The sequence below is a fragment of the Brevibacillus migulae genome (assembly GCF_004521915.1).
Taxonomy (GTDB): domain Bacteria; phylum Bacillota; class Bacilli; order Brevibacillales; family Brevibacillaceae; genus Brevibacillus_F; species Brevibacillus_F migulae.
This window is the reverse complement of record NZ_SDKD01000010.1, coordinates 141,100-164,842: the sequence shown is the minus strand read 5'-3', so window position 1 is coordinate 164,842 and position 23,743 is coordinate 141,100. Positions and strand designations below refer to the sequence as shown.

24 protein-coding genes and 1 pseudogene are annotated in these 23,743 nt (G+C 49.3%); 17 read left to right on the top strand and 8 right to left on the bottom strand.

The features are described 5' to 3' along the window. Positions 1 to 34: 34 nt before the first annotated feature. The 5 genes from nikA to EIZ37_RS13540 are packed head-to-tail and all read left to right on the top strand — an operon-like array spanning position 35 to position 5,081. On the top strand, positions 35 to 1,615 hold the full coding sequence (nikA, locus tag EIZ37_RS13560; protein ID WP_134685140.1) for a nickel ABC transporter substrate-binding protein: 1,581 nt from the start codon (positions 35 to 37) through the stop codon (positions 1,613 to 1,615). Continuing rightward, positions 1,616 to 2,557: a nickel ABC transporter permease gene (gene nikB / locus EIZ37_RS13555; protein WP_134685139.1), complete on the top strand. Its 942-nt coding sequence runs from the start codon at positions 1,616 to 1,618 to the stop codon at positions 2,555 to 2,557. It abuts the gene before it with no gap. A 1-nt stretch (position 2,558) separates the two neighbouring features. Continuing rightward, the gene (nikC, locus tag EIZ37_RS13550) at positions 2,559 to 3,434 is read left to right on the top strand and encodes a nickel transporter permease (RefSeq protein WP_134685138.1); all 876 of its coding nucleotides are present in this window, start codon (positions 2,559 to 2,561) and stop codon (positions 3,432 to 3,434) included. Positions 3,435 to 3,459: 25 nt separating this feature from the next. Beyond that, positions 3,460 to 4,305, top strand: coding sequence for an ABC transporter ATP-binding protein (locus EIZ37_RS13545; RefSeq protein ID WP_134685137.1), 846 nt, complete (start codon positions 3,460 to 3,462; stop codon positions 4,303 to 4,305). After that, entirely contained in the window at positions 4,302 to 5,081 is a 780-nt protein-coding gene (locus EIZ37_RS13540; protein ID WP_134685136.1) for an ABC transporter ATP-binding protein, read from the top strand. Before EIZ37_RS13545 ends, EIZ37_RS13540 begins: the two co-directional genes overlap by 4 nt. 59 nt (positions 5,082 to 5,140) lie before the next feature. On the opposite strand, the gene EIZ37_RS13535 is transcribed toward EIZ37_RS13540, so the two are convergent. Continuing rightward, positions 5,141 to 5,665, bottom strand: a complete 525-nt coding sequence (locus tag EIZ37_RS13535) for a hypothetical protein (RefSeq protein WP_134685135.1) — start codon at positions 5,663 to 5,665, stop codon at positions 5,141 to 5,143. Between the two features lie 86 nt (positions 5,666 to 5,751). On the opposite strand from EIZ37_RS13535, the gene EIZ37_RS13530 reads away from it, so the two are divergent. From EIZ37_RS13530 to EIZ37_RS13500, 7 genes are all read left to right on the top strand, one after another. After that, positions 5,752 to 6,159, top strand: a complete 408-nt coding sequence (locus EIZ37_RS13530; protein WP_134685134.1) for a hypothetical protein — start codon at positions 5,752 to 5,754, stop codon at positions 6,157 to 6,159. A 292-nt stretch (positions 6,160 to 6,451) separates the two neighbouring features. Next, complete coding sequence (locus EIZ37_RS13525; protein WP_134685133.1) at positions 6,452 to 7,456, top strand: 2-oxoacid:acceptor oxidoreductase family protein; 1,005 nt, start codon at positions 6,452 to 6,454, stop codon at positions 7,454 to 7,456. Positions 7,457 to 7,475: 19 nt separating this feature from the next. Next, entirely contained in the window at positions 7,476 to 9,782 is a 2,307-nt protein-coding gene (locus EIZ37_RS13520; protein WP_134685181.1) for a transketolase C-terminal domain-containing protein, read from the top strand. Positions 9,783 to 9,914: 132 nt separating this feature from the next. Then, positions 9,915 to 10,124, top strand: a complete 210-nt coding sequence (locus tag EIZ37_RS13515; protein ID WP_134685132.1) for a hypothetical protein — start codon at positions 9,915 to 9,917, stop codon at positions 10,122 to 10,124. 82 nt (positions 10,125 to 10,206) lie between these two features. Beyond that, the gene (locus EIZ37_RS13510) at positions 10,207 to 10,869 is read left to right on the top strand and encodes an oxidoreductase (RefSeq protein WP_134685131.1); all 663 of its coding nucleotides are present in this window, start codon (positions 10,207 to 10,209) and stop codon (positions 10,867 to 10,869) included. Between the two features lie 109 nt (positions 10,870 to 10,978). Next, the gene (locus EIZ37_RS13505; protein ID WP_134685130.1) at positions 10,979 to 11,242 is read left to right on the top strand and encodes a phage holin family protein; all 264 of its coding nucleotides are present in this window, start codon (positions 10,979 to 10,981) and stop codon (positions 11,240 to 11,242) included. 135 nt (positions 11,243 to 11,377) lie between these two features. Then, positions 11,378 to 11,734, top strand: a complete 357-nt coding sequence (locus EIZ37_RS13500) for a YrdB family protein (RefSeq protein ID WP_134685129.1) — start codon at positions 11,378 to 11,380, stop codon at positions 11,732 to 11,734. A gap of 62 nt (positions 11,735 to 11,796) precedes the next feature. Here the strand turns inward: EIZ37_RS13500 and EIZ37_RS25950 are convergent, their stop codons facing one another. After that, positions 11,797 to 11,967: a hypothetical protein gene (locus tag EIZ37_RS25950; RefSeq protein WP_167568857.1), complete on the bottom strand. Its 171-nt coding sequence runs from the start codon at positions 11,965 to 11,967 to the stop codon at positions 11,797 to 11,799. A 380-nt stretch (positions 11,968 to 12,347) separates the two neighbouring features. On the opposite strand from EIZ37_RS25950, the gene EIZ37_RS13495 reads away from it, so the two are divergent. Beyond that, a complete protein-coding gene (locus tag EIZ37_RS13495; RefSeq protein WP_134685128.1) occupies positions 12,348 to 13,043 on the top strand; it encodes a response regulator transcription factor in 696 nt (231 codons plus the stop codon). Positions 13,044 to 13,046: 3 nt separating this feature from the next. Next, entirely contained in the window at positions 13,047 to 14,378 is a 1,332-nt protein-coding gene (locus EIZ37_RS13490) for a sensor histidine kinase (protein ID WP_134685127.1), read from the top strand. A gap of 41 nt (positions 14,379 to 14,419) precedes the next feature. Here EIZ37_RS13490 and EIZ37_RS13485 read toward each other — a convergent pair. Next, a pseudogene (locus EIZ37_RS13485) lies at positions 14,420 to 16,051 on the bottom strand (multicopper oxidase family protein). A gap of 171 nt (positions 16,052 to 16,222) precedes the next feature. Here EIZ37_RS13485 and EIZ37_RS13480 point away from each other — a divergent pair. Both EIZ37_RS13480 and EIZ37_RS13475 read left to right on the top strand, forming a co-directional pair. Further along, complete coding sequence (locus tag EIZ37_RS13480) at positions 16,223 to 16,843, top strand: NAD(P)/FAD-dependent oxidoreductase (protein ID WP_134685126.1); 621 nt, start codon at positions 16,223 to 16,225, stop codon at positions 16,841 to 16,843. A gap of 163 nt (positions 16,844 to 17,006) precedes the next feature. Further along, positions 17,007 to 19,352 (top strand): S-layer homology domain-containing protein, encoded by a 2,346-nt coding sequence (locus EIZ37_RS13475; protein ID WP_134685125.1) that lies wholly within the window; start codon positions 17,007 to 17,009, stop codon positions 19,350 to 19,352. Between the two features lie 46 nt (positions 19,353 to 19,398). Here EIZ37_RS13475 and EIZ37_RS13470 read toward each other — a convergent pair whose 3' ends face one another. From EIZ37_RS13470 to EIZ37_RS13460, 3 genes are all read right to left on the bottom strand, one after another. Next, on the bottom strand, positions 19,399 to 19,878 hold the full coding sequence (locus tag EIZ37_RS13470) for a hypothetical protein (RefSeq protein ID WP_134685124.1): 480 nt from the start codon (positions 19,876 to 19,878) through the stop codon (positions 19,399 to 19,401). A 91-nt stretch (positions 19,879 to 19,969) separates the two neighbouring features. Then, positions 19,970 to 20,170 carry a cold-shock protein gene (locus tag EIZ37_RS13465; RefSeq protein ID WP_134685123.1) on the bottom strand — a complete coding sequence of 67 codons (201 nt, stop codon included), beginning with the start codon at positions 20,168 to 20,170 and terminating at the stop codon, positions 19,970 to 19,972. A 118-nt stretch (positions 20,171 to 20,288) separates the two neighbouring features. After that, positions 20,289 to 20,489 (bottom strand): cold-shock protein, encoded by a 201-nt coding sequence (locus EIZ37_RS13460; RefSeq protein ID WP_134685122.1) that lies wholly within the window; start codon positions 20,487 to 20,489, stop codon positions 20,289 to 20,291. 200 nt (positions 20,490 to 20,689) lie between these two features. Here EIZ37_RS13460 and EIZ37_RS13455 point away from each other — a divergent pair, with 200 nt between their 5' ends. Continuing rightward, a complete protein-coding gene (locus EIZ37_RS13455; protein WP_134685121.1) occupies positions 20,690 to 22,591 on the top strand; it encodes an ABC-F family ATP-binding cassette domain-containing protein in 1,902 nt (633 codons plus the stop codon). A 64-nt stretch (positions 22,592 to 22,655) separates the two neighbouring features. Here EIZ37_RS13455 and EIZ37_RS13450 read toward each other — a convergent pair whose 3' ends face one another. Together EIZ37_RS13450 and EIZ37_RS13445 are read right to left on the bottom strand one after the other, a co-directional pair. Next, complete coding sequence (locus EIZ37_RS13450; protein ID WP_134685120.1) at positions 22,656 to 23,231, bottom strand: pyridoxamine 5'-phosphate oxidase family protein; 576 nt, start codon at positions 23,229 to 23,231, stop codon at positions 22,656 to 22,658. Between the two features lie 17 nt (positions 23,232 to 23,248). Beyond that, the gene (locus EIZ37_RS13445) at positions 23,249 to 23,713 is read right to left on the bottom strand and encodes a chemotaxis protein CheW (RefSeq protein WP_167568855.1); all 465 of its coding nucleotides are present in this window, start codon (positions 23,711 to 23,713) and stop codon (positions 23,249 to 23,251) included. Between the last annotated feature and the right edge of the window lie 30 nt (positions 23,714 to 23,743).

Here is a 23,743-nt window from a genome sequence, read left to right as displayed (position 1 = left end):
GAACGAGTTTATTTCTAGAAAGAGGGTTCCGATCATGTTTTCAGTAAAGAAGGTAAAACGAAAGAAGAGCTTGCTTCTATCCCTGTTGCTGGCAACTGGCATGCTGCTGACTGCATGCGGGCAGCAAGAGGCTCCTAATCCAAGCATTGCGGGTGAAGTGGAGAAGGGTGGACAGAAAAAAGCGAAAATGATCATTCATTTCAAAACTGGCAGTCTAGATCCGCATAACAGCTTCTACCCCTTGAAATTCGGAGTGACAGAAACGCTTGTGCGTATGGATGAGAATTTGGAAGTCAAGCCTTGGCTTGCCTCCAAATGGGAAGCGATTGACGAGCGTACATGGACATTTACGATCCGCGACGGGGTGACTTTCCAAGATGGAACAAAGCTGGATGCCGCTGCCGCAAAAGCTTCGTTTGAACGTGGGGTGGCAGCAAGTCCGGCGCTGGCCAGAGCGTTGAAAATCGCATCGATGAAGGCCAGTGGGCAAGAATTGACAATCGTGACCACGGAGCCGCATCCATCGCTGCCTTCGGAATTGGTAAATCCGTTTGCCAGTGTAGTTCAGGTGGAAGCTGAAAAGCAAATGGGCACAGAGGCATTCAATCTCGCGCCAGTAGGTACGGGTCCTTTTAAAGTGAAGCAGTTCCAACCGAATGTGAAAGCCGATCTGGTTCGCTATGACGGATATTGGGATGGGAAAGCCAAGCTCGATGAAATTGAAATCGCCTTTAATGAAGATGGCAATGTAAGGGCCATGGCGTTGCAGTCCAAGGAAGCTGATATCGTCTACCAAATTCCAGCCGAGATGGTCAGCGTGATTCAACAAGATCCAGAATTGCGGGTAGAGTCGGTGCCAAGTCTGCGGGTTCATTTTCTTTTGTACAACCAGCAGAAGCCGCTTTTGCAAGACAACCGGGTAAGGCGAGCCATCGATTTATTGTTGGACCGCAACAGTATTGTCAATGATATCCTGTTGGGCAATGCGACTGCCGCAAATGGGCCTTTTCATCATCGTTTGCCTTTTGGAAGCGAGGATGAAGTGCGCAAACCCAATTCGGCGGAAGCCATAAAATTGTTGGAAGAAGCAGGATATCAAAGGAATGCGGAAGGCAAATGGATGAAGGACGGCGAGCCGCTTTCGATGCAAATCATCACCTACAAAGGCCGGCCGGAGCTTCCCCTGATTGCCCAGCTGCTGCAGTCAGAAGCTGCCAAGATCGGGCTTGTGATGGAGATCAAAACGGTGGAAAACGTCGACCAGTATTTGCGTGATCATCAGGATTGGGATGTGGCGACGTATAGCAATTCAACCTCTCCGCGCGGGGATGGAGGGTTTTATTTGAATTCCGCATTTATGCCGGGCGGTTCGCTGAATCCGATCAATCTGGCAAACGAGAACCTGATTCAGGTGGTAACGCAGCTAAATGCGACTGCTGATATCCAGCAACGGGTTAAGCTGACTCAGCAAGCGGTGGACGTCATTAATCGTGAGGTCCTGCATTCGTTTCTGGTCTATCCCAATATGATCGTCGGCGTAAATAACCGTATCTTGAACTGGAAGCCGGGGGCAGAAGACTATTACTACATCAATAACAAAATGGATGTGAAATAAGTGGGAAAGCTGATCGCAGCCCGACTATGGCAGCTCGTCTTCGTGATGTTTCTGTTGTCCCTTTTGACGTTCACATTGATGAAATTGGCACCGGGCGATCCGGTTATGCTCATTTTGGATACAGAAGAGCTGGCTGTCACCCAGGCAGATGAAGAGGCACTACGCAAAGAGCTTGGGTTTGATCAGCCGCTCATCACGCAATATGCCAGCTGGCTGTTTCAACTGATGAAGCTGGATATGGGAGAGTCTTATATCAAAGGAAAACCAGTGTTGGATGAACTGATCCAGCGACTTCCCGCCACCATCCAACTGGCGGTGGGAGGAATGCTCGTAATGGTACTGATCGCAGCTCCGCTCGGAATCCTTGCTGCCAAATATCCCGGACGATGGCCTGATCATGTCAGTCGTTTGTTCGCCTTGATTGGTGCTTCGATCCCAAGTTTTTGGCTGGGACTGCTGCTGATCTACGTGTTTGCCTATCAATGGAAATGGCTGCCTACTATGGGGAAAGGGGGGCTTTCCTCCTTTATTCTGCCGTCGCTCACCCTCGGCTTCGCGATGGCTGCGGTGTATTCACGTTTGCTGCGAACGGGTCTCCTTGAGAGCTTGTCACAGGAATACATTCGGGCCGCCCGTGCCAGAGGAATTGCAGAGTGGCGCATTATGACAAAGCATGCCTTGCGAGCAGCGCTCCTGCCTGTGCTCACTGTGTTTGGGATGAGCATGGGGAATTTGTTAGCGGGCCAGGTCGTGATTGAGACATTGTTTTCCTGGCCCGGATTGGGCGGGATGATCGTGGAGGCCATTTTTCAGCGGGATTACCCGATCGTCCAAGGATATGTATTGTTCACAGGTTTTTTTGTCGTGGTTGTTAATTTGCTTGTTGATCTCACTTACAGCCTTCTGGATCCACGAATCCGCTTCGGAAAGGGGGGCGTGTAAGATGGGAGAGCCGCAATATGTGAAAGCAGCGGTGTTTCAACGTCCTTTGCGATTGGGTCTTAGGCGAAGCTTATTGCGTAAACCGTCGCTTGTATTAGGCATGAGTCTTCTCACCTTGCTTGTCTTGTTTGCATGGATCGGACCGAGCATCGTGATCAATGATCCCCTGACAGCTCAGATGGCAGAACGTTTGCAAGGTCCAAGTTGGAAGTATCCGCTTGGAACAGACCATCTGGGAAGGTGCATCTTGTCCCGATTGATGGCGGGCGCACAATTGACGCTGGGTGTCTCCGCATTGGTGATAGCAACCGTCGCCTTGATCGGGGTGCCGCTTGGACTGCTGTCTGGATATGTAGGAGGTCGGTTTGATGCCGCTGTCATGCGGCTGGTGGATGGTGTCAGCGCTCTACCGGAATTTTTGCTTGCCATTACCATTGCAGGATTTCTCGGGCCAAATCTCGCCAATCTGGTGCTCGCGATTGTGATGGTCAAATGGATTGGTTATGCACGGGTCGTCAGAAGTATTGTGCTGTCCGAACGCGAAAAGGAGTATGTGCTGGCGGCGCGTGTCGCGGGAAGCAGTCTGTGGACGATTCTCTGGCGTCATTTACTGCCGCAAATTCTTTCCCCTGTAATCGTCCTTGCCGCATTGGACGTAGGGAAAGTCATTCTGACGATTTCAGCACTTTCCTATTTGGGATTAGGTGTACAACCACCTGTACCCGAATGGGGAGCAATGCTCAATGATGGCAGGCCGTATTTTCAAACGATACCCGAGTTGATGATTTATCCGGGAATCGGCATCATGATCGTGGTCATTGCTTGCAATCTGATCGGGGAGGGGCTTCGTGATCTTTTGGATGTTCGCAGCCGCTAGGAAATGGGAAAGGAGGTAGACGGTTATGACAGATGTATTGCGGATCAACGGTCTGAACATCTGCGTGCACACGGGGAACAGCAAGCAAAAAGTCGTGGAAAATCTCACTCTTTCGATCAAGCGTGGTGAAACGTTAGCGCTGGTGGGAGAAAGCGGCAGTGGAAAAAGTATGACGGCGAATGCGGTGATGGGACTTTTGCCCCCAGCCCTTTATATTGATGGGGGTGAAATCCTCTTTGGGGGAGAGGATATGGTACCGTGGCCTGAAAAACGAAAGCGCCACATTCGAGGCAATCAAATCGGATACGTGATGCAGGATTACCAGGGAAGCTTTACGCCATTTATACGGATAGGGAAGCAATGTATCGAAACCCTCCGATCTCACCGGAAGATATCCACCCAGGAAGCGACCAAGCTTATTTTGCAATGGTTTGATCGAGTCGGGTTGCCTGCAGAGCGTACCTTCCACAGCTATCCCTTCCAGTTGAGCGGCGGGCAGCGTCAGAGAGCTTCGCTGGCCTGTACGATGATGCTTGAGCCAGACTTGTTAATCGCGGATGAGGTAACGACTGCGCTGGATGTCCTTACGGGGGAACGTGTCATGAATCTGATGTCCTTCCTGCAGAGTCAATCCGGATGTGCCATGCTCCTGATCACGCATGACCTGCGACTAGCCTTGAAACGGGCCGCTACGGTCGCTGTCATGAAAGCGGGGAGCATCGTGGAGATGGGCTCAGCCGATTTGATACGCAGTCAGGCCAGGCATCCCTATACGAAACAGCTGCTAGCAGCAAGACCGTCACTGACGGAAATGGACATAGCGAACGAAAAAGAACCGCAAGCAGTCGGATCGGAGGCGGATACCGCTTGAAAACGCTGTTGGAAGGTAAACATCTCAGTAAGACGTACAAGGAAGCAGCAGGCACAGTAAAAGCGCTGGAGGATGTTTCTTTCTTCATCCAAGCAGGTGAATGCCTGGGAGTGGTCGGGGAGAGTGGCAGCGGCAAAAGCACTCTTGCCCGTATCGTATTGGCTCTCGAGACTCCAGATCGAGGGGACGTACGTCTGAATGACGTTTCTCTCTTGCAGATGAAAAGGAGCGCCCTTCGCGAAATGCGACAGCATATCCAAGTGGTGTTCCAAGACCCGACTTCATCCTTGAACCAGCGCCTGCCCATTTGGCGCTCAATCATGGAGCCGCTGGATAACTACCCTCATGTGACACCTGCTTTTTTGGAAGAGGTGCGCCATTCGCGCAGAGATACGGCGGCCAAGCTTTTGGAAATGGTAGGACTTGACACTGCACATATGGACCGATACCCGCATGAATTAAGCGGCGGACAAAAACAACGGGTTGCCATAGCACGAGGAATCAGTCTTGCTCCTCGTTTGCTGATCTGTGACGAACCCACTGCGAGCCTGGATATGTCCGTGCAGGCCCAAATTCTTCAGCTATTGAAAAGCCTGCAGAAAAAGCTGGGGATGGCCTACTTGTATATTTCGCACGATATCGCTTCGGTGAGATGGATGAGTGAGCGCATGCTGGTATTGAAAGGCGGAAGAATCGTCGATCAGTTTGCAAGCAACCAAATCTTGAGCAAAGATCGCCATGACTACACAAGGCAATTGGTTGAAGCTGTGACATAGTGATTGGCTAGGGACGACAAGTGAACATGCAAAAATTTCTGTGGCGTTGTACATTACGATTAGTCATTAGTTGTTGAATAGATGGTTCGATTCCCACGTTGATAGGTTCGTAATCTACCGGACTCAAGGGTTATGCGGTTTTTTCCCAGTGCCATGAAAGCGGAGTCTCCCTTGATGTGGCATTCCCCAAAGAGAACGGTATGCGCGATGCGACTCCAGTCCTCGGTAGAGATAGCGGACTTCACACTTGTATCGGAAGCTAGGAGCAACGATTGAACAAGGCGAGATTTTGAGCGCAGGTCGAGACCATAGCGCGCACAGTACCGCAGCTTCCACACAAATTCAAGGTCGGTGGCATTTTTCTTGAAGTGATTGCAACGCTTGCAGGAGATATCCGTGTTTTCAGGGGAAGAGGTGCCGATCCCTTTTAATCCGTAGCGATCACGAAAATTTCCTTGGCGCATTTTGGTCTTGGGGATCAGATGTTCCAGCGTCATTTCTTCACTCCGTAGTGGGCGGGATTTGCCCATGCAAAAAGGGCTGACAAGATGGTATCGGCAGTAAACATCCTGCTTTTTTTGCACGAGGCTTCCTCCTTTTTGGATGTGGACTCTTTTCCGGAAAAAGGGTTACGATGTAGGCAAAGAAGCAAAATGGGATTGGGGGCATTATGGAAAATCACCTGCAATTGACATGGAAATTCCGATTGTCGCTAGGGATGGCATTGCTCATTGGTGCGTTTGCCATGTTCACCTTGGAACGGCCGGTTTTTACGTATCCAGCTGTTCCGTTTCCTACCTCCAAAGCGGAAGTGCTGAAAGATTTGAAGGGCGCGGAGGATAAGCTGGTCAAGCTGGCAGACGACGCCAGATTCTCCTGGTATGGAATGAGAGATTTGCAAGGCCAAGCAGCGGTCGAACAGGTTAAGAAACACATGTCTATGCGCGGATGGAGCTATGAAGAACAAAATGGCTCCGGATATTTTTTTGTCAAGGACGGGCAAAAGCTAGTCATTACTTCACAAAAGTGGACACGCGAGATCACGGTTTTTCAAGTTCCTGCTGAAGCGCGATGGTAGGAGTCGAAAAAAGAATGCTGCATGATCGGATCACCCGGACACTGGGTGATTTTTTTTGTTCGGTGTTTGTATTCTTGTTTAATCAGATGGAAATATACCTAAAAAAACCATTTTTGCAAAACCATATTGCAGGATCGGAAACTGTATTATAGAATACCCTATATAAAAATATAACAGAAAGTCACCTTTGTTAAGCGGATAATGTGATTTTAGTCACTCTGTATCATTCTGTTTCATCGTTGTGTATCAGTTATATAACAGATTCAGAATTTTTAGACAAGGAGGCTTTCACATGTCAAAACTACCGCAGAAAAACGAACTGGGATTTTTCGAGATTCGCTTGGAATCGATCGGTGGATTGGGCGCCAATCTGGCAGGAAAGATGTTAGCGGAAGCGGGGGTCCTGGGTCTTGGGCTCAATGGCTCCAATTTCTCGTCGTACGGGTCTGAAAAGAAGGGCTCACCGGTCAAGGCGTTTGTGCGCTTTTGTGACGACGATGTAGAGATTCGCGCGCACAGTCCGATCGAAAGACCGCATGTCGTAGGGGTGTTCCACGAAGCGTTATACAAAACGGTCGATGTTGTAAGCGGTCTCATTCCGGATGGTGTCGTGTTGGTCAATACCACGAGGAGCGCTGAAGATGTTCGCCGCGATTTGAAGCTGGAGTATGGCACGTTGGCGACCGTTGATGCGCTTGGCATTGCGGTGGAGGAAAAAACCAAGGTCAATACCGCGATGCTGGGAGCGTTGTTTCGCATCTGCGATTTCCTCGATGCGGACGCCATGCGTGACGTGATTCGAAAAACCTTTCAACATAAATACCCGCATCTGGTGGAGCCGAATATTCGCACATTTGACCGCGGTTACGCGGAAGTTACCTTTGCCACCATCGAGGCTGCACCAGATGCGCAAGGAAAAGAATTCATTCGTCCACAGCCGTCGCTTGGCTATTTGACTCAGGCAATCGGTGGGACGATTCTCAACCCTGGCAATAGTGTCCTGAAAGATTTGAGCGGTTCCAGACAGGGCTTTATTCCGCAGCTCCATGAGGAAAAGTGCATTCATTGCGCGGCCTGCGACACCGTTTGTCCCGATTACTGCTTCGTCTGGGAGGAAAAGCCGGACAAAAAGGGACGTCCGCAAATGATGCTGCAGGGCATCGATTACCAATACTGCAAAGGCTGTCAAAAATGCGTGCTGGCCTGTCCGACCGAGGCGTTGACCACGCTGCGCGAAGAGATTGGTTACGCGGAGGAGCATCGTGTAAAACAAAACTACGTATTGGCTTCCCAATGATAGAAGGAGGGGTAACGTGATGGCGATCAATTATCAGAAAGAAATGGGCAGTGTATTGGAAGGGCAGCGTCCGGAGCAAACACTCACCTTTGAATCTGGAAACGAGATGGCGGCCATGGCGGCAGCGCAGATTAACTATCACATCATGGGGTATTTCCCGATTACGCCTTCTACAGAGGTGGCACAATACCTGGATGCCATGAAATCCCGGGGCGAACACGATATCGTGTTGATTCCGGCTGACGGTGAGCACGGTTCGGCAGGCATCTGCTATGGGGCGGCAACTGCAGGTGCTCGCGTATTCAATGCGACGAGCGCCAATGGCTTCCTGTATATGCTGGAGCAATTGCCGGTTCAGTCGGGTACACGTTTCCCGATGGTAATGAATCTGGTCACCCGTGCGATCAGCGGACCGCTCGATATCCGTGGCGATCATTCAGACCTGTATTATGGCTTGAACATTGGCTGGCCGATCCTGTTGGCGCGTACGCCTCAAGCGGTGTATGACATGAACATCATGGCGTTGAGACTGGCGGAGCATAAAGATGTGCGGCTGCCTGTCCTGGTTGCCTACGACGGCTTCTTTACGTCCCATCAAAAGCGCCGGGTGCAGTATTTTACAGATCGTACTGTCGTGCAAAACTTTGTCGGGCCGCGCAATACCAGCTATCCGCATGCATTGGACCCGAAAAATCCAATCACCATCGGGCCCTACATGAACGATCCGGATCTGATCAACAACAACTATCAGCAATCGGAAGCGATCTATCGTGCAGGCGAAGTCTATTTGGAGATCATGGAAGCGTACAAGGCATTGTCCGGCCGCGAATATCCGATTCTCGACCTGTATCGGATGGATGACGCGAAAGTAGCTCTGTTCTTGCTCAACTCGGCAGCCGAGACGGCCAAGGACGTGGTGGATAAGCTGCGTGCGAAAGGCATCAAGGCAGGAGTCATCAGCCCGAATATGATCCGTCCGTTCCCCGCGAAGGAAATTCGGGAAGCGCTGGCAAACGTGAAAGCTGTATTGGTCGGTGAACGTGCAGATTCCTATGGCGGACACGGCGCCAATCTGACGCATGAAATCAAATCAGCTTTGCAGGATGACAAAGCCAATAAAACCATTGTCCTCTCGCGAATCTTCGGTGTTGGCGGAAAAGATTTCTTCATGGATGATGCAGAAGCTTTTTTCCAGATGGCGATCGACGCGATGGAAAAAGGATATGCCGAGAAGCCGTTTGACTACTACGGCCACACGCCAGGCAATCCGGAAATCACCATGAAGCGGGTGCTGGAGCCGCTGTATGGGGACGCCTTCAAGTCTGGACTGATCACCGTCACGCCCAATGAGGATACGGGAAAACTGCATGTGAAAATCCCGCCGCTGCGCTCGTTAACGAAAAAACCAAAGCGTATTGCTTCGGGTCACGGGGCTTGTCCGGGCTGCGGCATTTTCCCCGGGCTGGAAATGTTCTTCAAAGGAATCGAGGGGGATATCGTCGCGCTGTTCCAGACGGGATGCGCGATGGTGGTGACTACTGGCTATCCGTATAGCTCGCACAAGCAGACGTACATCCACAACCTGTTCCAAAACGGTGCGCCTACACTTTCCGGAGTCGTGGAAGCCTTCCATGAATTGAAAAGGCGCGGCGAAATCGAGGTAGCCGATGACTTCACCTTTGTGATGGTCACCGGCGATGGCGGGATGGATATCGGGATGGGACCAGCTATCGGCACAGCTCTTCGCAATCATAAGATGATCATCCTGGAATACGATAACGAAGGGTATATGAACACAGGCAGCCAGCTGTCCTATTCGACACCGCTTGGCCATATGACCTCCACGTCCAACGTCGGAAAAGCACAGCAAGGAAAACTTTTCCACCATAAAGATACGCCGCAGATCATGGCGGCAACTAACATCCCTTACGTGTTTACCGGAACCGAAAGCTACCCGCAGGATCTGTTGAAAAAGGCAGCAAAAGCGCAATGGTATGCACAGAATGTGGGGATGGTGTACGGCAAAATCCTGATCGCATGCCCATTGAACTGGAAATCCCCAGATGAATTGGGCGGAGAGATTGTCGGTGATGCGGTCAACAGCTGCTTCTTCCCGCTGTACGAGGTAGAAAACGGTGTCACGACCATTACCTTCGATCCCGACGAAAAAGGAAAGCGCGTCCCTGTCAGCGAATGGCTCAAATCGCTTGGGAAATCCAAGCATATGTTGAAGCCGGAAAACAGTGAGCTGCTCGCAGCTTTTCAGGCGGAAGTAGATCGTCGCTGGAGCATTTTGAAGGCAAAACACGAGAATCCATTGCTGTAAAAAATAAATCGAATGAAGACGCTGAGCCCATTTGTGGATTCACGTCTTTTTTCTCGTGAAGGACCGCTGGAAGTAGCGCCGGAAATCGTCTACAATAGGGGATAGAAATATGCTTGAACAGGAGTTGCATATATGACGCAGGACAATCAGAAGCCTACAGAAACAGAAGAGCAAAAGCCGGGAAAAATCAGCTTGCAGGAAGCGATGAGACGCAAGCTTGCGCAAAAGAAACAGGAGCAAGCTTCCGGAAAGTCCTTCATGAACGGAAAGCCTGGTAACCAAACGATGAAAAGCCAACAAACCAAAAAACCGAACAACCAACGCAGACGTACAGGCGTGTAAGAAAAATGAAGAGAAAGCATACCAGACGGGTATGCTTTCTTTCTGTCTATGTGAAAGAGCAAACTCGACAGGAGGGAGCCCTATGAAACGGACCGCTCTGGTAGCAGGGGCTACCGGATTAATCGGCGGGCATTTGGTCAAACAGCTGTTGGACAACCCAGCTTATGAAAAAATTATTGCGATTTCAAGGCGTCCCCTCGGGCTTCAGCATGAAAAGCTCGATCATCGCTTGATTGATTTTAATCAGCTAGAACAGGCGGATGAACTTTTTCAGGTAGATTCCGTATTTTGTTGTTTAGGTACCACGATTAAGAAGGCACAATCACAGGAAGCGTTTCGCGTTGTAGACTATGAATATCCGTTAAGCCTCGGGAGAATGGCCAAAAATCATGGAGTGAGCAACTTTCTGCTTGTCTCCTCGATGGGGGCGAATGCCCAGTCGTCTATTTTCTACAGCCGTGTAAAAGGAGAACTGGAAGAACAGCTGATCCAGCTAGATCTGCCGAGCTTGCACATTTTTCGACCCTCTCTGTTGCTCGGCGATCGCCAGGAATTTCGCTTCGGTGAAAAGGCGGGTGAGTTGTTGGCCAAGCCCTTGTCCGCATTGCTCATCGGAAAGTGGCGGAAGTATCGGCCGATCGAGGCTGGTCGGGTTGCGCGGGCCATGGTGATCGCAGACCAGCTAGAGAATCATGAGAGGGTCAAGCTGTATGAATCGGATCAAATCGCGGAAATGACGAAGTAGGACAACTTCCCAATTTTTAGGAGAATGGACATCCATCCAATCCCCGACGACGCTTGTTTCATATGATTAAAATAGGAACAGCGAAGTGAAACAGTAGGGGGTGGTACTGATGCTGATTGATTTGATTGAAAAAATCACGCTGCATCCGTCGCTCGTGGTTGTTACCCCAGCTTTGCTGGTATTGGGCTACGCGTTAAAGCAGACACCAAATTTTCCACGATGGATGATTATTTGGATCTTACTGATTGCGGGCAGCATTGCTGGGATTGTAACAATCGGATTTACCGTAAATGGCATATCGAATGGAATCATTTCGGCGGGTGCGGCGATTACGATCCATCAGATGATCAAACAAACCATGTCACGCAGATGAATATCATATCAAACGAACCTTGCTGCTGGGCAAGGTTCTACATTTTTTTGCGCTAATCATGATTCGTTATGCTACATTGGATGGTAAGGGAAATCACATGGCCCTTGGATAAACGAAACGAGAGGGGGTTAGAAAATGAATGGGGTAGGGGTTTGCATCCTCACCGCATTTTTCCTGCTGGAACTAGGTGCATTAGCTGCGTTTAGCTACTGGGGTTATCATATCAGTGCAGGGGCGGCGGTCAAAATCATACTGGCGGTCGCAGCACCACTGTTCATCGCTGTTCTATGGAGTGTGTTTCTCGCTCCAAGGGCATCGCTCCCTATTTTTTCCTTCCCCATACGAACAGCGCTAAAGCTGGTTGTGTTCGTTGTTGCTTCTACTGCTTTGTACGCAGCAGGGCGAGGTGCGCTCGCAGCTGCTTTTTTGGCGCTGTCCCTCCTGATCGTGGCAACAGTCTTCATATTGAATCTGCATGATGCAAAGATGTGAAATGGATTTCTCTCGGACGATACCGGTTTCTGTCCACGCTGAAGATCGAGTAATGTTCTCGCCTAGAAAGGTTGGCCATCCTTACTTCTTGGATCTGTGATTTCATCAAATGCATTCTGAGTCCTTGATTCTACAATTACCTTCTTGTTTTTCTTCTTATTGATAAAGTCATACACCGCGCCAATCAACAAAATACCTGCAACGCTCATCACAACAAATACCCACAAAGGCAATGTCATCACCTCCGATCATCGAGAAATATCATTGACGAAAGACCTCAACAAAGTAACAAATGGACGAAGAATCGGGTGCTTCGTTTGGCCCAACGTTTCCGATTTTGCGTTTTGATGATGGAGCGCAGGAGATAGCTGTGAACAATGAAGGGCATTTACGTTTTCACCATCGGGGCCGGGGGAAAGGAGAGGAATCATTGTACCCAAAGAACTTGATCTGTCTGACATTCCTGAATAAAGGTTTGCGGAACATGGGAGCCCCTGTCTATTTGCAGGGGTTGCTTCTATTTTATACGATTAATCATATCGAGGGGACTTCATACTTTCTCCACAAATTACCCCTATACTACCATTATTGCTTGAAAGTGAGGTGGCGATGAATGTCTGCGATACTGATAGTAGATGATGAACCGCAAATGCTTGAGATCCTTTCTTCTTACTTGCAAAAGGAGGGATACCACGTTTTCACCGCAGAAAATGGCCAAGCTGCTTTGGATTACATGGATACATACTCCATTGAACTGGTTATCCTTGATCTGATGTTGCCGGATATTTCTGGCGAAGAAATCTGCAGAGAAATCCGCAAGACGTCTCGCGTTCCGCTTCTGATGCTGACCGCGAAAAGCGGGGAGGCAGATCGTGTACGCGGGCTGGAAATCGGTGCGGATGATTACTTGGTGAAGCCATTTAGCCCGCGGGAGCTCGTAGCACGTGTGCGCGCGATCCTGCGGCGCTCGGGAGAATATCAAGTGTTGAGTGACATTGTGGAGATGGGGGACCTGCTTGTTTCTTTGCGGGAAAAAAGAGTCACAAAGAAAGGGAAGCCAATCGACATGACGCCCAGCGAATTTCGCCTACTCACCACGCTGCTTCGCTATCCGGGGCGTACTTGGACGAGAGACGAGTTGGTCGAAGAGGTACTGGGTTTAGATTTTGAAGGGAATGACCGCACGATCGATACCCATGTCAAAAATGTGCGGCAAAAAATTGAGGATGACCCCAGACAACCAGAGTTGATCAAGACGGTTTACGGGATTGGCTATCGATTCGATGACCCTTCCCGGAATAGGAGATAAACGATGAAACGGATCTGGATCAAACTCGCTTTGGCATTTATGGCGGTTGGGGCAAGCGGGATACTCATTTCCACTTTTCTGTCCATCAAAGAGATGGATTATCATTTCAACCTCTACATCCGTGATGTAAACGAGCAGCATCAAAGAGAGCTGTTATCCCTGATACATGAAGGGTATCAACAAGAAAACAAGTGGAATGAACAAGCATTTTTGAAACTGGACACAGCCTCCAAGGTCCTCGGGCTACGCGTATCTTTGTATGATGACCAACATCGAATCATTCGCGTATTTGGTAGTAAGGGTTCAGATGCAGCGTCGGTCACATCCATGGATGATCGGATTCCAATTGTACAGAAAGGAAAGCTGATTGGCTATTTGCAAATTGAGCATAACAATTCAAGCGCAATCACATTGGAAGAGCATTTTCAAATGGCCCATACGAATGCATTGCAATGGACGATGGTTGTCCTCATTGTACTGGTATGTGTGGTCAGTGTCTTGACAGCGCGCAGGATTGCGAGACCGATCGTGGAAATGAGCGCAGCTGCGCTGGCTGCGGCAAAAGGAAACCTGTCAGTCAGAGTAACCGAACCATCGGGAAACGACGAATTGTCCGGATTAGTGAGGACGTTTAATCATCTCATTCAGAATCTGCAGCAGCAGGAAGAGCTGCGAAAACGGTTGACCTCTGACATTGCCCATGAATTACGAACGCCGCTCAATACGCTACTTGCTCAAACGGAAGGAATGATTGACGGCGTATGGAAGCCGACCACTGAGCATATGGAGGCAACGCGATCCGAAGTATTGCGCCTGATCCGCATTGTCAGTGACCTCGATCAAGTGATCCAGGCAGAAGCGGGATCGATGAACATGGCACACGAAGTCGTGAATGTGAGCAAGGTAGTGGAAAGCATCGTCGACTCCATGCGGCCCATATGCCAACAAAAACAAATAACCTTAAGCAGTACGATCGTTTCCGACGCTTGGGTGGTGGGGGATGAGCATCGCTTGGGACAAGTGTTCGCCAATTTGTTGACCAACTCATTCAAACACACTGCGGCGGGCGGAAAGGTAGACGTAATGGTAGAAACACAGGGCAGTCTCATCATCGCCAAGGTAGTAGATGACGGCAGCGGGATCGCGGCAGAGGATCTTCCGCATGTGTTTGAGCGATTTTATCGCGGGGATCGCTCGCGTCATCGGGAAACAGGCGGCTCTGGATTAGGGCTGACGATCGTCAAGGGGATCGTGGAAGCGCATGATGGGGAGATTGACATCTGCAGCGTAGAAGGACAGGGAACAACCGTCACTATTCAACTCCCATCCAGATAAAAAGAGGGCAGGAACGTTTCGAGTTCCGTGCCCTCTGTTGTTTATTCAGGCATATTGTTTGCCGAAGGATCGATGGTGAAATCCGGTTGGTAACCAGCGTATTTCACTTCAGATACCATACCTTGTGAGGCGTGGCCCAAGTCGTGGCAATGGAACATCCAATTTCCCGGATTGTCTGCTTGGAAGGCAACCACGTATTCCTCTCCAGGTAAAATATTCAGGGTATCCTTCACCAATGGCGATCCGGAAACAGGTCGGCCGTTCTTGGACAAGACTTGAAAGAAGTGACCGTGCAAATGCATCGGGTGCACATCCTTAGGTGACTGGTTGGTCAGTGTTACTTTGATAAGGTCTCCCTCTTTCACGTTCAGAGGAGGGACGTCGGGAAAAGCTTTTCCGTTTATCGTATAAGTGGTTTTTCCCTTGTTCATATCCGTTCCGAGATCCATCTTGTATGTGATGTCGTATTGATCATCCAGTGAGAAACGGCTTTTCGCTGCTTCTCCATAACTCGTGATATCGATCACGGGCAAGTTTTCCAGATCTGGCGCTGCCGTAGCGTTTTCCTTTCCTTCGTATACGAGCGGGATCGCCAAAGTCTTAGCACCAGGGTTGGAACTATGCTCTTCAATCAACCATTTGCCAGGATGATTTGCAACAAATTCAAAGTCGTAGCGTTCTCCCGGAGCGATATTGAGCAATTGACCGTTCACGGCAGGCGGATTGGTAATCGGTTGCCCATCAGTCGAGACGATCTTGAATTCGTGTCCCTGCAAATGAAGCTGGTGTGAGAGGAAACCCGCATTAATCAAACGAATTCTGACTTTGTCGCCTTCCTTGACAGACAAGGGGTCAATCGCAGAACCCGTCTTTCCGTTCGCGGAAAAGATGGGGTACATCAGAGGCATCATTTCGGCATCGCTCATCTGTGCTCCCATATTCCCCATCTCCATTCCGACATGAGCTTTGTTCGGGGAGCTTTCGTGGTTCATGCCCTCATGACCGCTGCTGCTATTTTCAGCGTCCTTGCTTATCTTTGACCCATGATCCGCGTGAGTCATGTTTTCGCCCTTTGTCCATTCGTCCAGGACCAGTGTAAAATCTTTATCCACCGGTGGAGCATCTTTCGGTTCAATGACCAATGATCCATAAAGCCCTTTATCCACCTGCACGACTCCATGCTGGTGAGAATGGTACCAGTACGTGCCGGGAACATCCGCTTTGAATTCGTACGTAAAGCTTTCGCCAGGCTTTACCGCGTTTTGGGTTACCCCAGGAATCCCGTCCATACTGTTTGGGACAGGGAGGCCATGCCAGTGAATGGTGACTGGCTCCGGCAATTCATTCTTCAAGGTGATTGTAACGGTTTCACCTTGTCTCACCCGCAGCTGTGGTCCTGGTACCGTGCCATTATAGGTTCAAGCTGTTCTCATCGTCTTTTCATCCAAGTGAAGCATGCTTTCTTTTGCCGTAAGGGTAAACGTATTCCCTGTCAGCACTTCAAAAGGTTGGTCCGGTTTCATAGACACGCCAGACGAATCCGTTTGATTCATGGAGCTCATATCGTGGCCTTGCATGCTGCCCTGGGTGTCTTCCGTATTTGCACAGGCTGTTAACACGAGAGCGCCAGAAAGCGCAATGGAAAGTGCAGCCCGCTTTTTCAATGATTTCATTTTCCGCATCACGGTATCCATGCCTCCTTATCTTCGGTGCAGAAAGCGTATCATATGAATGTGTAGAAAAAATGAAGAAGTGCATGACTGTCCATCGTAGAAAATATGTTGACCATATACAGTACGGGGGTATACTATAAAATTACATGACAAATAGGAAAGGTGATCAAAATGGGAGAGACCGTGAAAATCGCAGTAAATCCGCAGGTTCAAGTTGGGGGTAGCTTATTTACGCCGGTACAGTTGGCGAAAATCGGCAGCGTAGTCGAATCTGCAGCCAAAATTGAAATGACACCGTTCAAACAGCTTTATGTGGAAGTGCCTTCAGATCAGATCGAATCCATAAAGGAAGAACTGGAACGCTCCGGGCTTGAAGTCCATCCTGCAGGCTTTGTGACAAAAAGCCTGATTGCTTGTAATTTCTGCAAAGGAGCGGAAGAGGCGGGGCTGGAAACCGCCCGGACCTTGCAGCAAGCGATCGCAGGGATCGAAACGCCTACACCGCTCAAGATCGGCTATGCGGGGTGTGCGTTGGGGACCAGCGAGCCGCTCTTAAAAGATATTTCCGTTGTAAAAATGCGAAATTCCTTTGATGTCTATGTCGGGGGAGAACCCAAAGGGATTACGCCATCACTGGCCAAATTGCTCATTGCCGGACTGCCGGAAGCCCGACTGATCCCAGTGATCACCACACTGATCGATTTCTATAAGGAAAAGGCGAAGGGAAAAGAGAAATTCAGCAAATTTGTCAATCGCATCACGCTAGAGGAATTGGTACGTATCGTCGGTTAGCGCATGCCAGGTGAGCATATCTTGCCAAGGCAGCCAATATTTCATCAGTGAAAGCCCTCTTTGAATGATGTAGTATTCATGAGGCAGGTCAACCTCCTGCTTGACAAAACTTTTTTAAATGGATTGTCAACCTACATCAAATTAAATAATCGGAGGGATTTCATTGAAAAACGTAAACGTATTGTCTGCAAAAGCACTGAAAAGCGTTCTTGCAGGTACTGTCTTGGCCGGATTGCTGACTGTTCCAGGCTTGAGTTTTGCAGCGAACTCCCTTCCTTTGAATGATATCGATCAAACTGTAAATAAAAACGCGATCCTGAAATTGAATTATGCCGGGGTATTGAAAGGATACACAGACGGTTCCTTCAAACCGGCGAAAGAAGTGACACGCGCTGAATTCGCCAAAATCGCTGTCATGGCGATGGGCTATACCGAAGAGCAGGTGAAGCTGTACAACGGCACGACGGCATTCAAGGATATCCCGGCAGATCACTGGGCAAGCGGCTACATCAACTTAGCGGTGGATAAAGGCATTATCAAGGGTTATCCGGACCACACTTTCCGCGCAAACAATCAGGTGAAGGTCTCCGAAGCGCTGACTGTCCTTGTAAACGGCTTGAAAATCAACGTAACAGCAAGCAGCAGCCTGTGGTATCAGCCGTACCTGCTGGAAGCGAACAAAGTTGGCATCTATGATACGACTGAAACCGCAACCGCTAATGCTACCCGTGAAATGATCGCGAAGTTCGCCGATAAGTTCATGGAAACGCCTGTTTATGCGAGCGGCGCTTATTATGACACGGAAGGCAATCATGCCGGCACGAAGAAAAAACTGGCGGTTGAGAAAGGCATCATTGCTTCCTATGACAAAACTACCGGTAAACTGACATTTGCTGGAGACACGAAAGAATTCGAATTGGCGGGCGATGCTCAACAATACGGGAATCTGGTAACGGGTGCCGAGATGGAGTATATCCTGAAAAACGGCAAGATCGCTTTCGCCGTGATCGCCACTTCCGATTCCAAGATCGTACAGGGGATTGTAAAAACTGGTCTGAATGCGACTGCTGCTGTCGGGGATGAAAACATCTTTACGGCGACAGTGAATGGCAAAGAATCCGAACTGACAGTAAACGCAGGCGTCTCTGTGAAGAAATCCGATATCGGGCAAAAATTTGTGGCGATTGTCGATGAAAATGGGAAAGTGACATCCATTACGTTTAGCGCAAACGAAGCAACAGGCGTGGCGGAAAAAATCACGGTAGTATCCGGGACAAACGGCAAGCGTGAGTTGAAAGTGAATGGCACGAGCTACCAATTGACTACGGATGCAAAAGTGACAGGGAAAAAACATCCGTTGGCAGCAGAAGAAGTAGCTGCATTTGCTGACATCGCAAAAGGTGATCTGGTTACAGTGACTCTCGATGTGAACGGAAAAGCATCCCTTGTTTCCTTTACGAAGCTGACCGCGACTGCTGCGATTCAGATTGACGAAGAACAAAATGAGATTGAAGTAGACGGCAAAAAGTATGACGTGACAAAAGATACAGCGCTTTTGGTCAATGACAAGGAAGTAGCAGAACTGGATCAATTGAAAGATGACACCGTTGCGGTGCTTACGTTCTCCCAAGCGGGTGATCTGGTGAAAGTGGAGCAAGGCACCAAAGCAGCAACCGGCTTGCTTGTATCCGACACAACTGCTTTTACGGCAGGAACTCCTGCAGTGCCGGCTACGATTACCGTTGGTGGGAAAGTATACGATGTGCTGCTAAATGCGACGGTGACCATTGATGGCACTAAGGTAGCGGCGACAAGCATTACGGCTGATCAGTTGAATGACTATAAGATCACCAGCTGGAAAACGGTCATCGGTACCAATGATGTACAAGAATTGACAGCGGAGAAACAAACGGTAACAGGCTATGTAACTGAACAAACAGCGAAAACGGTGACGGTGAATGACAAAACGTATACACTGGCTGCAGGTGTGACGATCGATGAAGATGCATCCACCAATGCGAAAGAATATACACTCGTATTGACGTTTGATGGCAAAGTAAAAGCCATTTCCAGCGCCGAACGCACCATCAGCGGTGTGATCAACGCGGTGCACGTAGTAAATGAAGACGGTGCGACAACAGAAGCAACGGTCGTCGTAGATGGTAAGACGTATCAAGTACTGGAAGCAGACACACTGAAAGATTTGGAGCGTTTCGAATATGCGACGCTGCAGCTGGACCGCGATGATCAAGTCATCGGAGCATCTGCAACCGGGGAAAAAGCATTCTCCGCACAAGCGTTCAAAGGTCTGGAATCACGTGTAAATGGTGATCAGTATGTGTTCTTCAACGATACCGAAACCAATGTGAAGCTGGCGAAAAACGCACAGTTCATGGATGAAGAAGGTAGCGCTGTAGACGCGGATGATTTGCAGGAAAACGATGTGATCGACATCTACACGAACGATGCGGATCAAGCGTATTTGATCGTTGTGAAAGCAGCTGAATAATGGATGAAACAGGAAAAAGCACCCGAAAAGGTGCTTTTTTCTTTATTTACGCACGTTGAAATCCTTCATCCTGGAGGTATTCAATGGCTTCCTTCTCTGATTCGAAAGAGGCATCCAGATTATGGCCGGCATAAATATTCCACAAATCATCTTCCTGCACAAGCAGCAGCGTATGATTTTCCCGGTTGACCCAGCGTTCTTCTACAGGGCCGTCAGCTTCCTCGGTCTGTGCTTGCTTCGGTTCCGGTTTTTTCGAGAGGAAATCAATGGAGGCTTCGATCAGCGAACGCAGCTGTTCTGCCGAGTAATCGCGGATGTTCACCATTCCCTTATCGTCTGTTGCCTTTTTGGGCAAATGGCCAGCATACACAAATCCGTTTCCATTCGGATGCAGATGGAACACAACCGTTTTTTTCTCGTGCTCGCTTTCTTCATAATGGAAATTAAAACGGCCGAGCGATACTTTCTTTTTGCTTAACTGCGGGAACGATTCGATAATCGCCAGTTTTTCTTCAAAAGTTAACATGAAATCCTCCGACATTTGGTATCATCAACCAGTCGATTATACCATATACCGATCCAGTCAGCATGTCCATACGACGTTTGGCCGGATGTGCTTAACGATTGTTGTAAGCCCAGTTCAGTGGAGGGAGCATTTTTGTTTCCTTTACCATTTTGGATTGGCAGATGGGGCAAGTGGGCAGTTTTTCGAAAGAGTAGTTCTCTCGCATCCAGCAAGTGCAGTCATCACTGGTACACATCCAGACAGATGTTTGTTGCTCAGGAATCGGTTCCAGATTTTTTTTGGAATGATACAAATGAGGACACCTCCAATGGAAATGAGAACGAATAGAAAAGAACTGCCCGAAAGAGGGCAATTCTTTCAGCTTACAGCCGCCATCCTATGGTTTCATTTTTGATCAGCAGTAGGAAAAGTTACAGTTTGACGACGTTCTCAGCTTGCGGACCACGGCTTCCTTGGACGACATTGAATTGTACGCGTTGTCCTTCTTCCAAGGATTTATATCCTTCACCCGTGATTGCGCTGTAGTGTACAAATACGTCATTTCCTCCTTCTACCTCGATAAAACCAAAACCCTTTTCTGCGTTAAACCATTTTACTGTGCCTGTTTCCATTTCTTACAACCTCCAGTTCAATTGCACAAGATCGAAGTGGCAAATCGTAGAGCTCCGCCACTTTTACTAATATGGAACGGATATGCTGATCCTATACAAATGAATTCCTGATTGGATTTTCTATTGCTTTTTTTCGCTTCTTCCTTAATGCTTAGATGGTAAGGAGATTTTGGGGTGGACCAAGCAGAAAGGATGAAAGAATGTCGATACTTTCCGTTAGCAACATATTGAAAACGTATGGGGAAAAAGTGTTATTTGATCATATATCGTTTACCATTAATGAAAAACAGCGGGTTGGCCTCATCGGGGTGAACGGGACGGGAAAATCCACACTCCTGAAGGTCATTGCCGGCCTTGAATCAGTAGAAGCAGGGGAAGTCGTCCATGCGAAACAATTTCATATTGAATACTTGCCACAGGAACCAACGTTTCATGAGGATTTGACCGTACTGGATCAGGTGTATTACGGAGATTCTTCGCTCATGCGTGCGCTGCGGGAATATGAACAAGCTTTGCTGGAGCTGGAGCGAGATCCGGAAAATCCGCAAAAGCAACGCAAGCTGACTGCGCTGCAGCAAACGATGGATCAGCTCGACGCATGGGATGCGATGACCATCGCCAAAAGCGTATTGACCCGGCTGGGCATTACCCAGTTCTCTCAGCCCGTGCGAGAGCTTTCCGGCGGGCAAAAAAAGCGGGTCGCGATTGCCAAAGCGCTGATCCAACCGGCGGATTTGCTCATCATGGATGAACCGACCAACCATCTGGATCACGACATGATCGAGTGGCTGGAAGGCTTCTTGGTGCAATATAACCGGGCTTTGCTGGTGGTCACGCACGATCGGTATTTCCTGAATCGGGTGACGAATCGGATCTTGGAATTGGATCAAGGGCAGATCTACAGCTACGACGGTAATTATGAGGTGTTTTTGGAGAAAAAAGCAGAGCGTGAGGAGCAGGCCCTGACGGATGAGCAGAAACGGCAAAATACGCTCCGGCGTGAATTGGCATGGCTCCGTCGCGGCGCAAAAGCCCGTACAACCAAGCAAAAAGCGCGGATTCAGCGTGTTGAAGAGCTGCAGGAAAGCGGAGGCATTGTCAGCCGTGAAAAGCTTGATATCGCGTTAGGTTCTGCACGTCTCGGCAAAAAAGTGCTGGAAATGAAGAGTGTGACCAAAGCCTATGAGGGGCGGGTGCTGCTGTCCCATTTCGACTATTTGGTGGTTCCCGAAGAGCGTTTGGGCATTATCGGGCCAAATGGCAGCGGGAAGTCAACCCTCCTCAATTTGCTCGCCAAGCGAATCCAGCCGGATGCCGGGGAGGTAGTCGTCGGCGAAACCGTGAAAATCGGGTATTATACGCAGGACAATCAGGAAATAAACGGTGACTTGCGGGTCATCGATTACATCAAGGAAGTCGCGGAGGTCGTACGTACGGCGCAGGGGCACGTCATCACGGCGGAGCAGATGCTGGAACGCTTTTTGTTCCCTCGTCCGACCCAATGGACATACATCCGCAAGCTATCGGGCGGCGAGAGAAGACGGCTCTACCTGCTGCGGGTATTGATGGGGGAGCCCAATGTCTTGTTTTTGGATGAGCCGACCAATGATTTGGATACAGAGACCTTGTCCATCCTGGAAGAATATCTGGAGCATTTTCCCGGCGTCGTGATTACGGTGTCCCATGATCGCTATTTCCTGGATAAAGTGGTGGATCATCTGATCGCCTTTGAAGGAAACGGCGTCATTCGAAGATTCCAGGGCAACTACAGTGAATACCTGGAGCAGCGAAACATCGAGAAACAAGAAGCGCTGCAAAGCAAAAAAGAGAAAAACGAACCGGAAAAAGCGGCACCCCGCAAAGAGCGCAAGAAAAAGCTGTCTTATCATGAGCAGCGGGAATGGGATACGATCGAGGATCGGATCGCGGATTTGGAGACGCGGATCCAGCAGCTGCAGCAGGAGATTGCCGGAGCGGGAAGTGACTTTGGACGCGTTCAGGAGCTGTATAAAGAACAGCAGGAGGCAGAGAAAGAGCTGGAGTCCGCCATGGAAAGATGGACGGAGCTTTCCTTGCTGATCGAGGAATTGGAACAAAGCTAATCGGCAACACAAAATACGCTTGCGCTCTATCCAGTATAGAGGCAAGCGTATTTCATTTCATTCATCAGCTTCGATGCTCAGACGGATTGATTTTTTGTCCGATAGGTGTTAATCGCCCGTCCATGCTGTACACATTTTTTTCTTTATGGTAATGGCTCAGGCCGTCTTCACCTTTGGCAACGGCCCATTTTTGCAGGGTTTCCCGCTCGCCGGTATACGAAAAAAACGGAACGGCATAGCCGCAGGAGGTCTTCACTTCATGGATGTCAGCGACGATGATTTGCCTCGTCCCAGGGAGTAACGTAAAATGGTGCGCATAATCGTCCCACTCGGGTGTATCAGGTAAAAGGGTGCGTCCTTTGCCATAGAGGCGCATGATCATGGGTGCGCCTTCAAAAGCCATAAAGAGAAACGTAATCCGTTCATTTTCGTCGAGATGGGCGCTCGTTTCATTCCCGCTGCCGGTAAGATCCAGGTACGCCACCTGGGAAGGGGAGATGATCCGAAAGACGTCGTATCCTTTTGGGGAAATATTGACATGGCCGTTTGCGTCCAAGGGTGCGGTTCCTACGAAAAAAAGGTGCTGCGCCCGAATGAAATCCATATGCTCCGGTAGCATAGCGGGAAAACTTTTACCCATAAGACAAGCTCCTCTCTTTAGGCGATACTCGTGATTTCAGAAAGCGATATGTCACCCAATGCGCTTTCCAACAAGCGCGGAATGTCCAAAAGCACAATCATCCGATCTTCCAGCTTGGCAATGCCGTAAATGAAGTCCTTGCTGAATAGGGCAGGCTTTTGAATGGTTGAGGCGGGAACATCCAAAATATCGGTCGCGGCATCAACGACAAACCCGATGACTTGACCGGCGACGGATGCAATGATATAACGGGTGCTGTCGGTCACGGTGCTTGCGGACTCATTGAGGATCTTGCGCAGATCGATAATCGGCACGACCTGTCCGCGAAGGTGGATCACACCGAGTACATACGGATTTTGCTTGGGAACAGGCGTCAGCTCGTGAGGCTTTTCGATGGAGACCACTTCCATGACGGAAATCGCGTATTCTTCACGATCAATGCGAAAGATGATTTCTTTTTGACTTGCGGGTTGGTTGCTCATGACTGTCACTCCTACTTGGACGTATATGGC

What these genes read in the sequence shown, in the direction of transcription:
- EIZ37_RS13525 (WP_134685133.1), top strand. Translation starts at nt 6,452, where the DNA reads ATGTCAAAACTACCGCAGAAAAACGAACTGGGATTTTTCGAGATTCGC.
- EIZ37_RS13505 (WP_134685130.1), top strand. Translation starts at nt 10,979, where the DNA reads ATGCTGATTGATTTGATTGAAAAAATCACGCTGCATCCGTCGCTCGTG.
- EIZ37_RS13530 (WP_134685134.1), top strand. Translation starts at nt 5,752, where the DNA reads ATGGAAAATCACCTGCAATTGACATGGAAATTCCGATTGTCGCTAGGG.
- EIZ37_RS13460 (WP_134685122.1), bottom strand. Translation starts at nt 20,489, where the DNA reads ATGGAAACAGGCACAGTAAAATGGTTTAACGCAGAAAAGGGTTTTGGT.
- nikC (WP_134685138.1), top strand. Translation starts at nt 2,559, where the DNA reads ATGGGAGAGCCGCAATATGTGAAAGCAGCGGTGTTTCAACGTCCTTTG.
- EIZ37_RS13495 (WP_134685128.1), top strand. Translation starts at nt 12,348, where the DNA reads ATGTCTGCGATACTGATAGTAGATGATGAACCGCAAATGCTTGAGATC.
- EIZ37_RS13500 (WP_134685129.1), top strand. Translation starts at nt 11,378, where the DNA reads ATGAATGGGGTAGGGGTTTGCATCCTCACCGCATTTTTCCTGCTGGAA.
- nikA (WP_134685140.1), top strand. Translation starts at nt 35, where the DNA reads ATGTTTTCAGTAAAGAAGGTAAAACGAAAGAAGAGCTTGCTTCTATCC.
- EIZ37_RS13455 (WP_134685121.1), top strand. Translation starts at nt 20,690, where the DNA reads ATGTCGATACTTTCCGTTAGCAACATATTGAAAACGTATGGGGAAAAA.
- EIZ37_RS13520 (WP_134685181.1), top strand. Translation starts at nt 7,476, where the DNA reads ATGGCGATCAATTATCAGAAAGAAATGGGCAGTGTATTGGAAGGGCAG.
- EIZ37_RS13480 (WP_134685126.1), top strand. Translation starts at nt 16,223, where the DNA reads ATGGGAGAGACCGTGAAAATCGCAGTAAATCCGCAGGTTCAAGTTGGG.
- EIZ37_RS13490 (WP_134685127.1), top strand. Translation starts at nt 13,047, where the DNA reads ATGAAACGGATCTGGATCAAACTCGCTTTGGCATTTATGGCGGTTGGG.
- EIZ37_RS13450 (WP_134685120.1), bottom strand. Translation starts at nt 23,231, where the DNA reads ATGGGTAAAAGTTTTCCCGCTATGCTACCGGAGCATATGGATTTCATT.
- EIZ37_RS13470 (WP_134685124.1), bottom strand. Translation starts at nt 19,878, where the DNA reads ATGTTAACTTTTGAAGAAAAACTGGCGATTATCGAATCGTTCCCGCAG.
- EIZ37_RS13445 (WP_167568855.1), bottom strand. Translation starts at nt 23,713, where the DNA reads ATGAGCAACCAACCCGCAAGTCAAAAAGAAATCATCTTTCGCATTGAT.
- EIZ37_RS13515 (WP_134685132.1), top strand. Translation starts at nt 9,915, where the DNA reads ATGACGCAGGACAATCAGAAGCCTACAGAAACAGAAGAGCAAAAGCCG.
- EIZ37_RS13545 (WP_134685137.1), top strand. Translation starts at nt 3,460, where the DNA reads ATGACAGATGTATTGCGGATCAACGGTCTGAACATCTGCGTGCACACG.
- EIZ37_RS13510 (WP_134685131.1), top strand. Translation starts at nt 10,207, where the DNA reads ATGAAACGGACCGCTCTGGTAGCAGGGGCTACCGGATTAATCGGCGGG.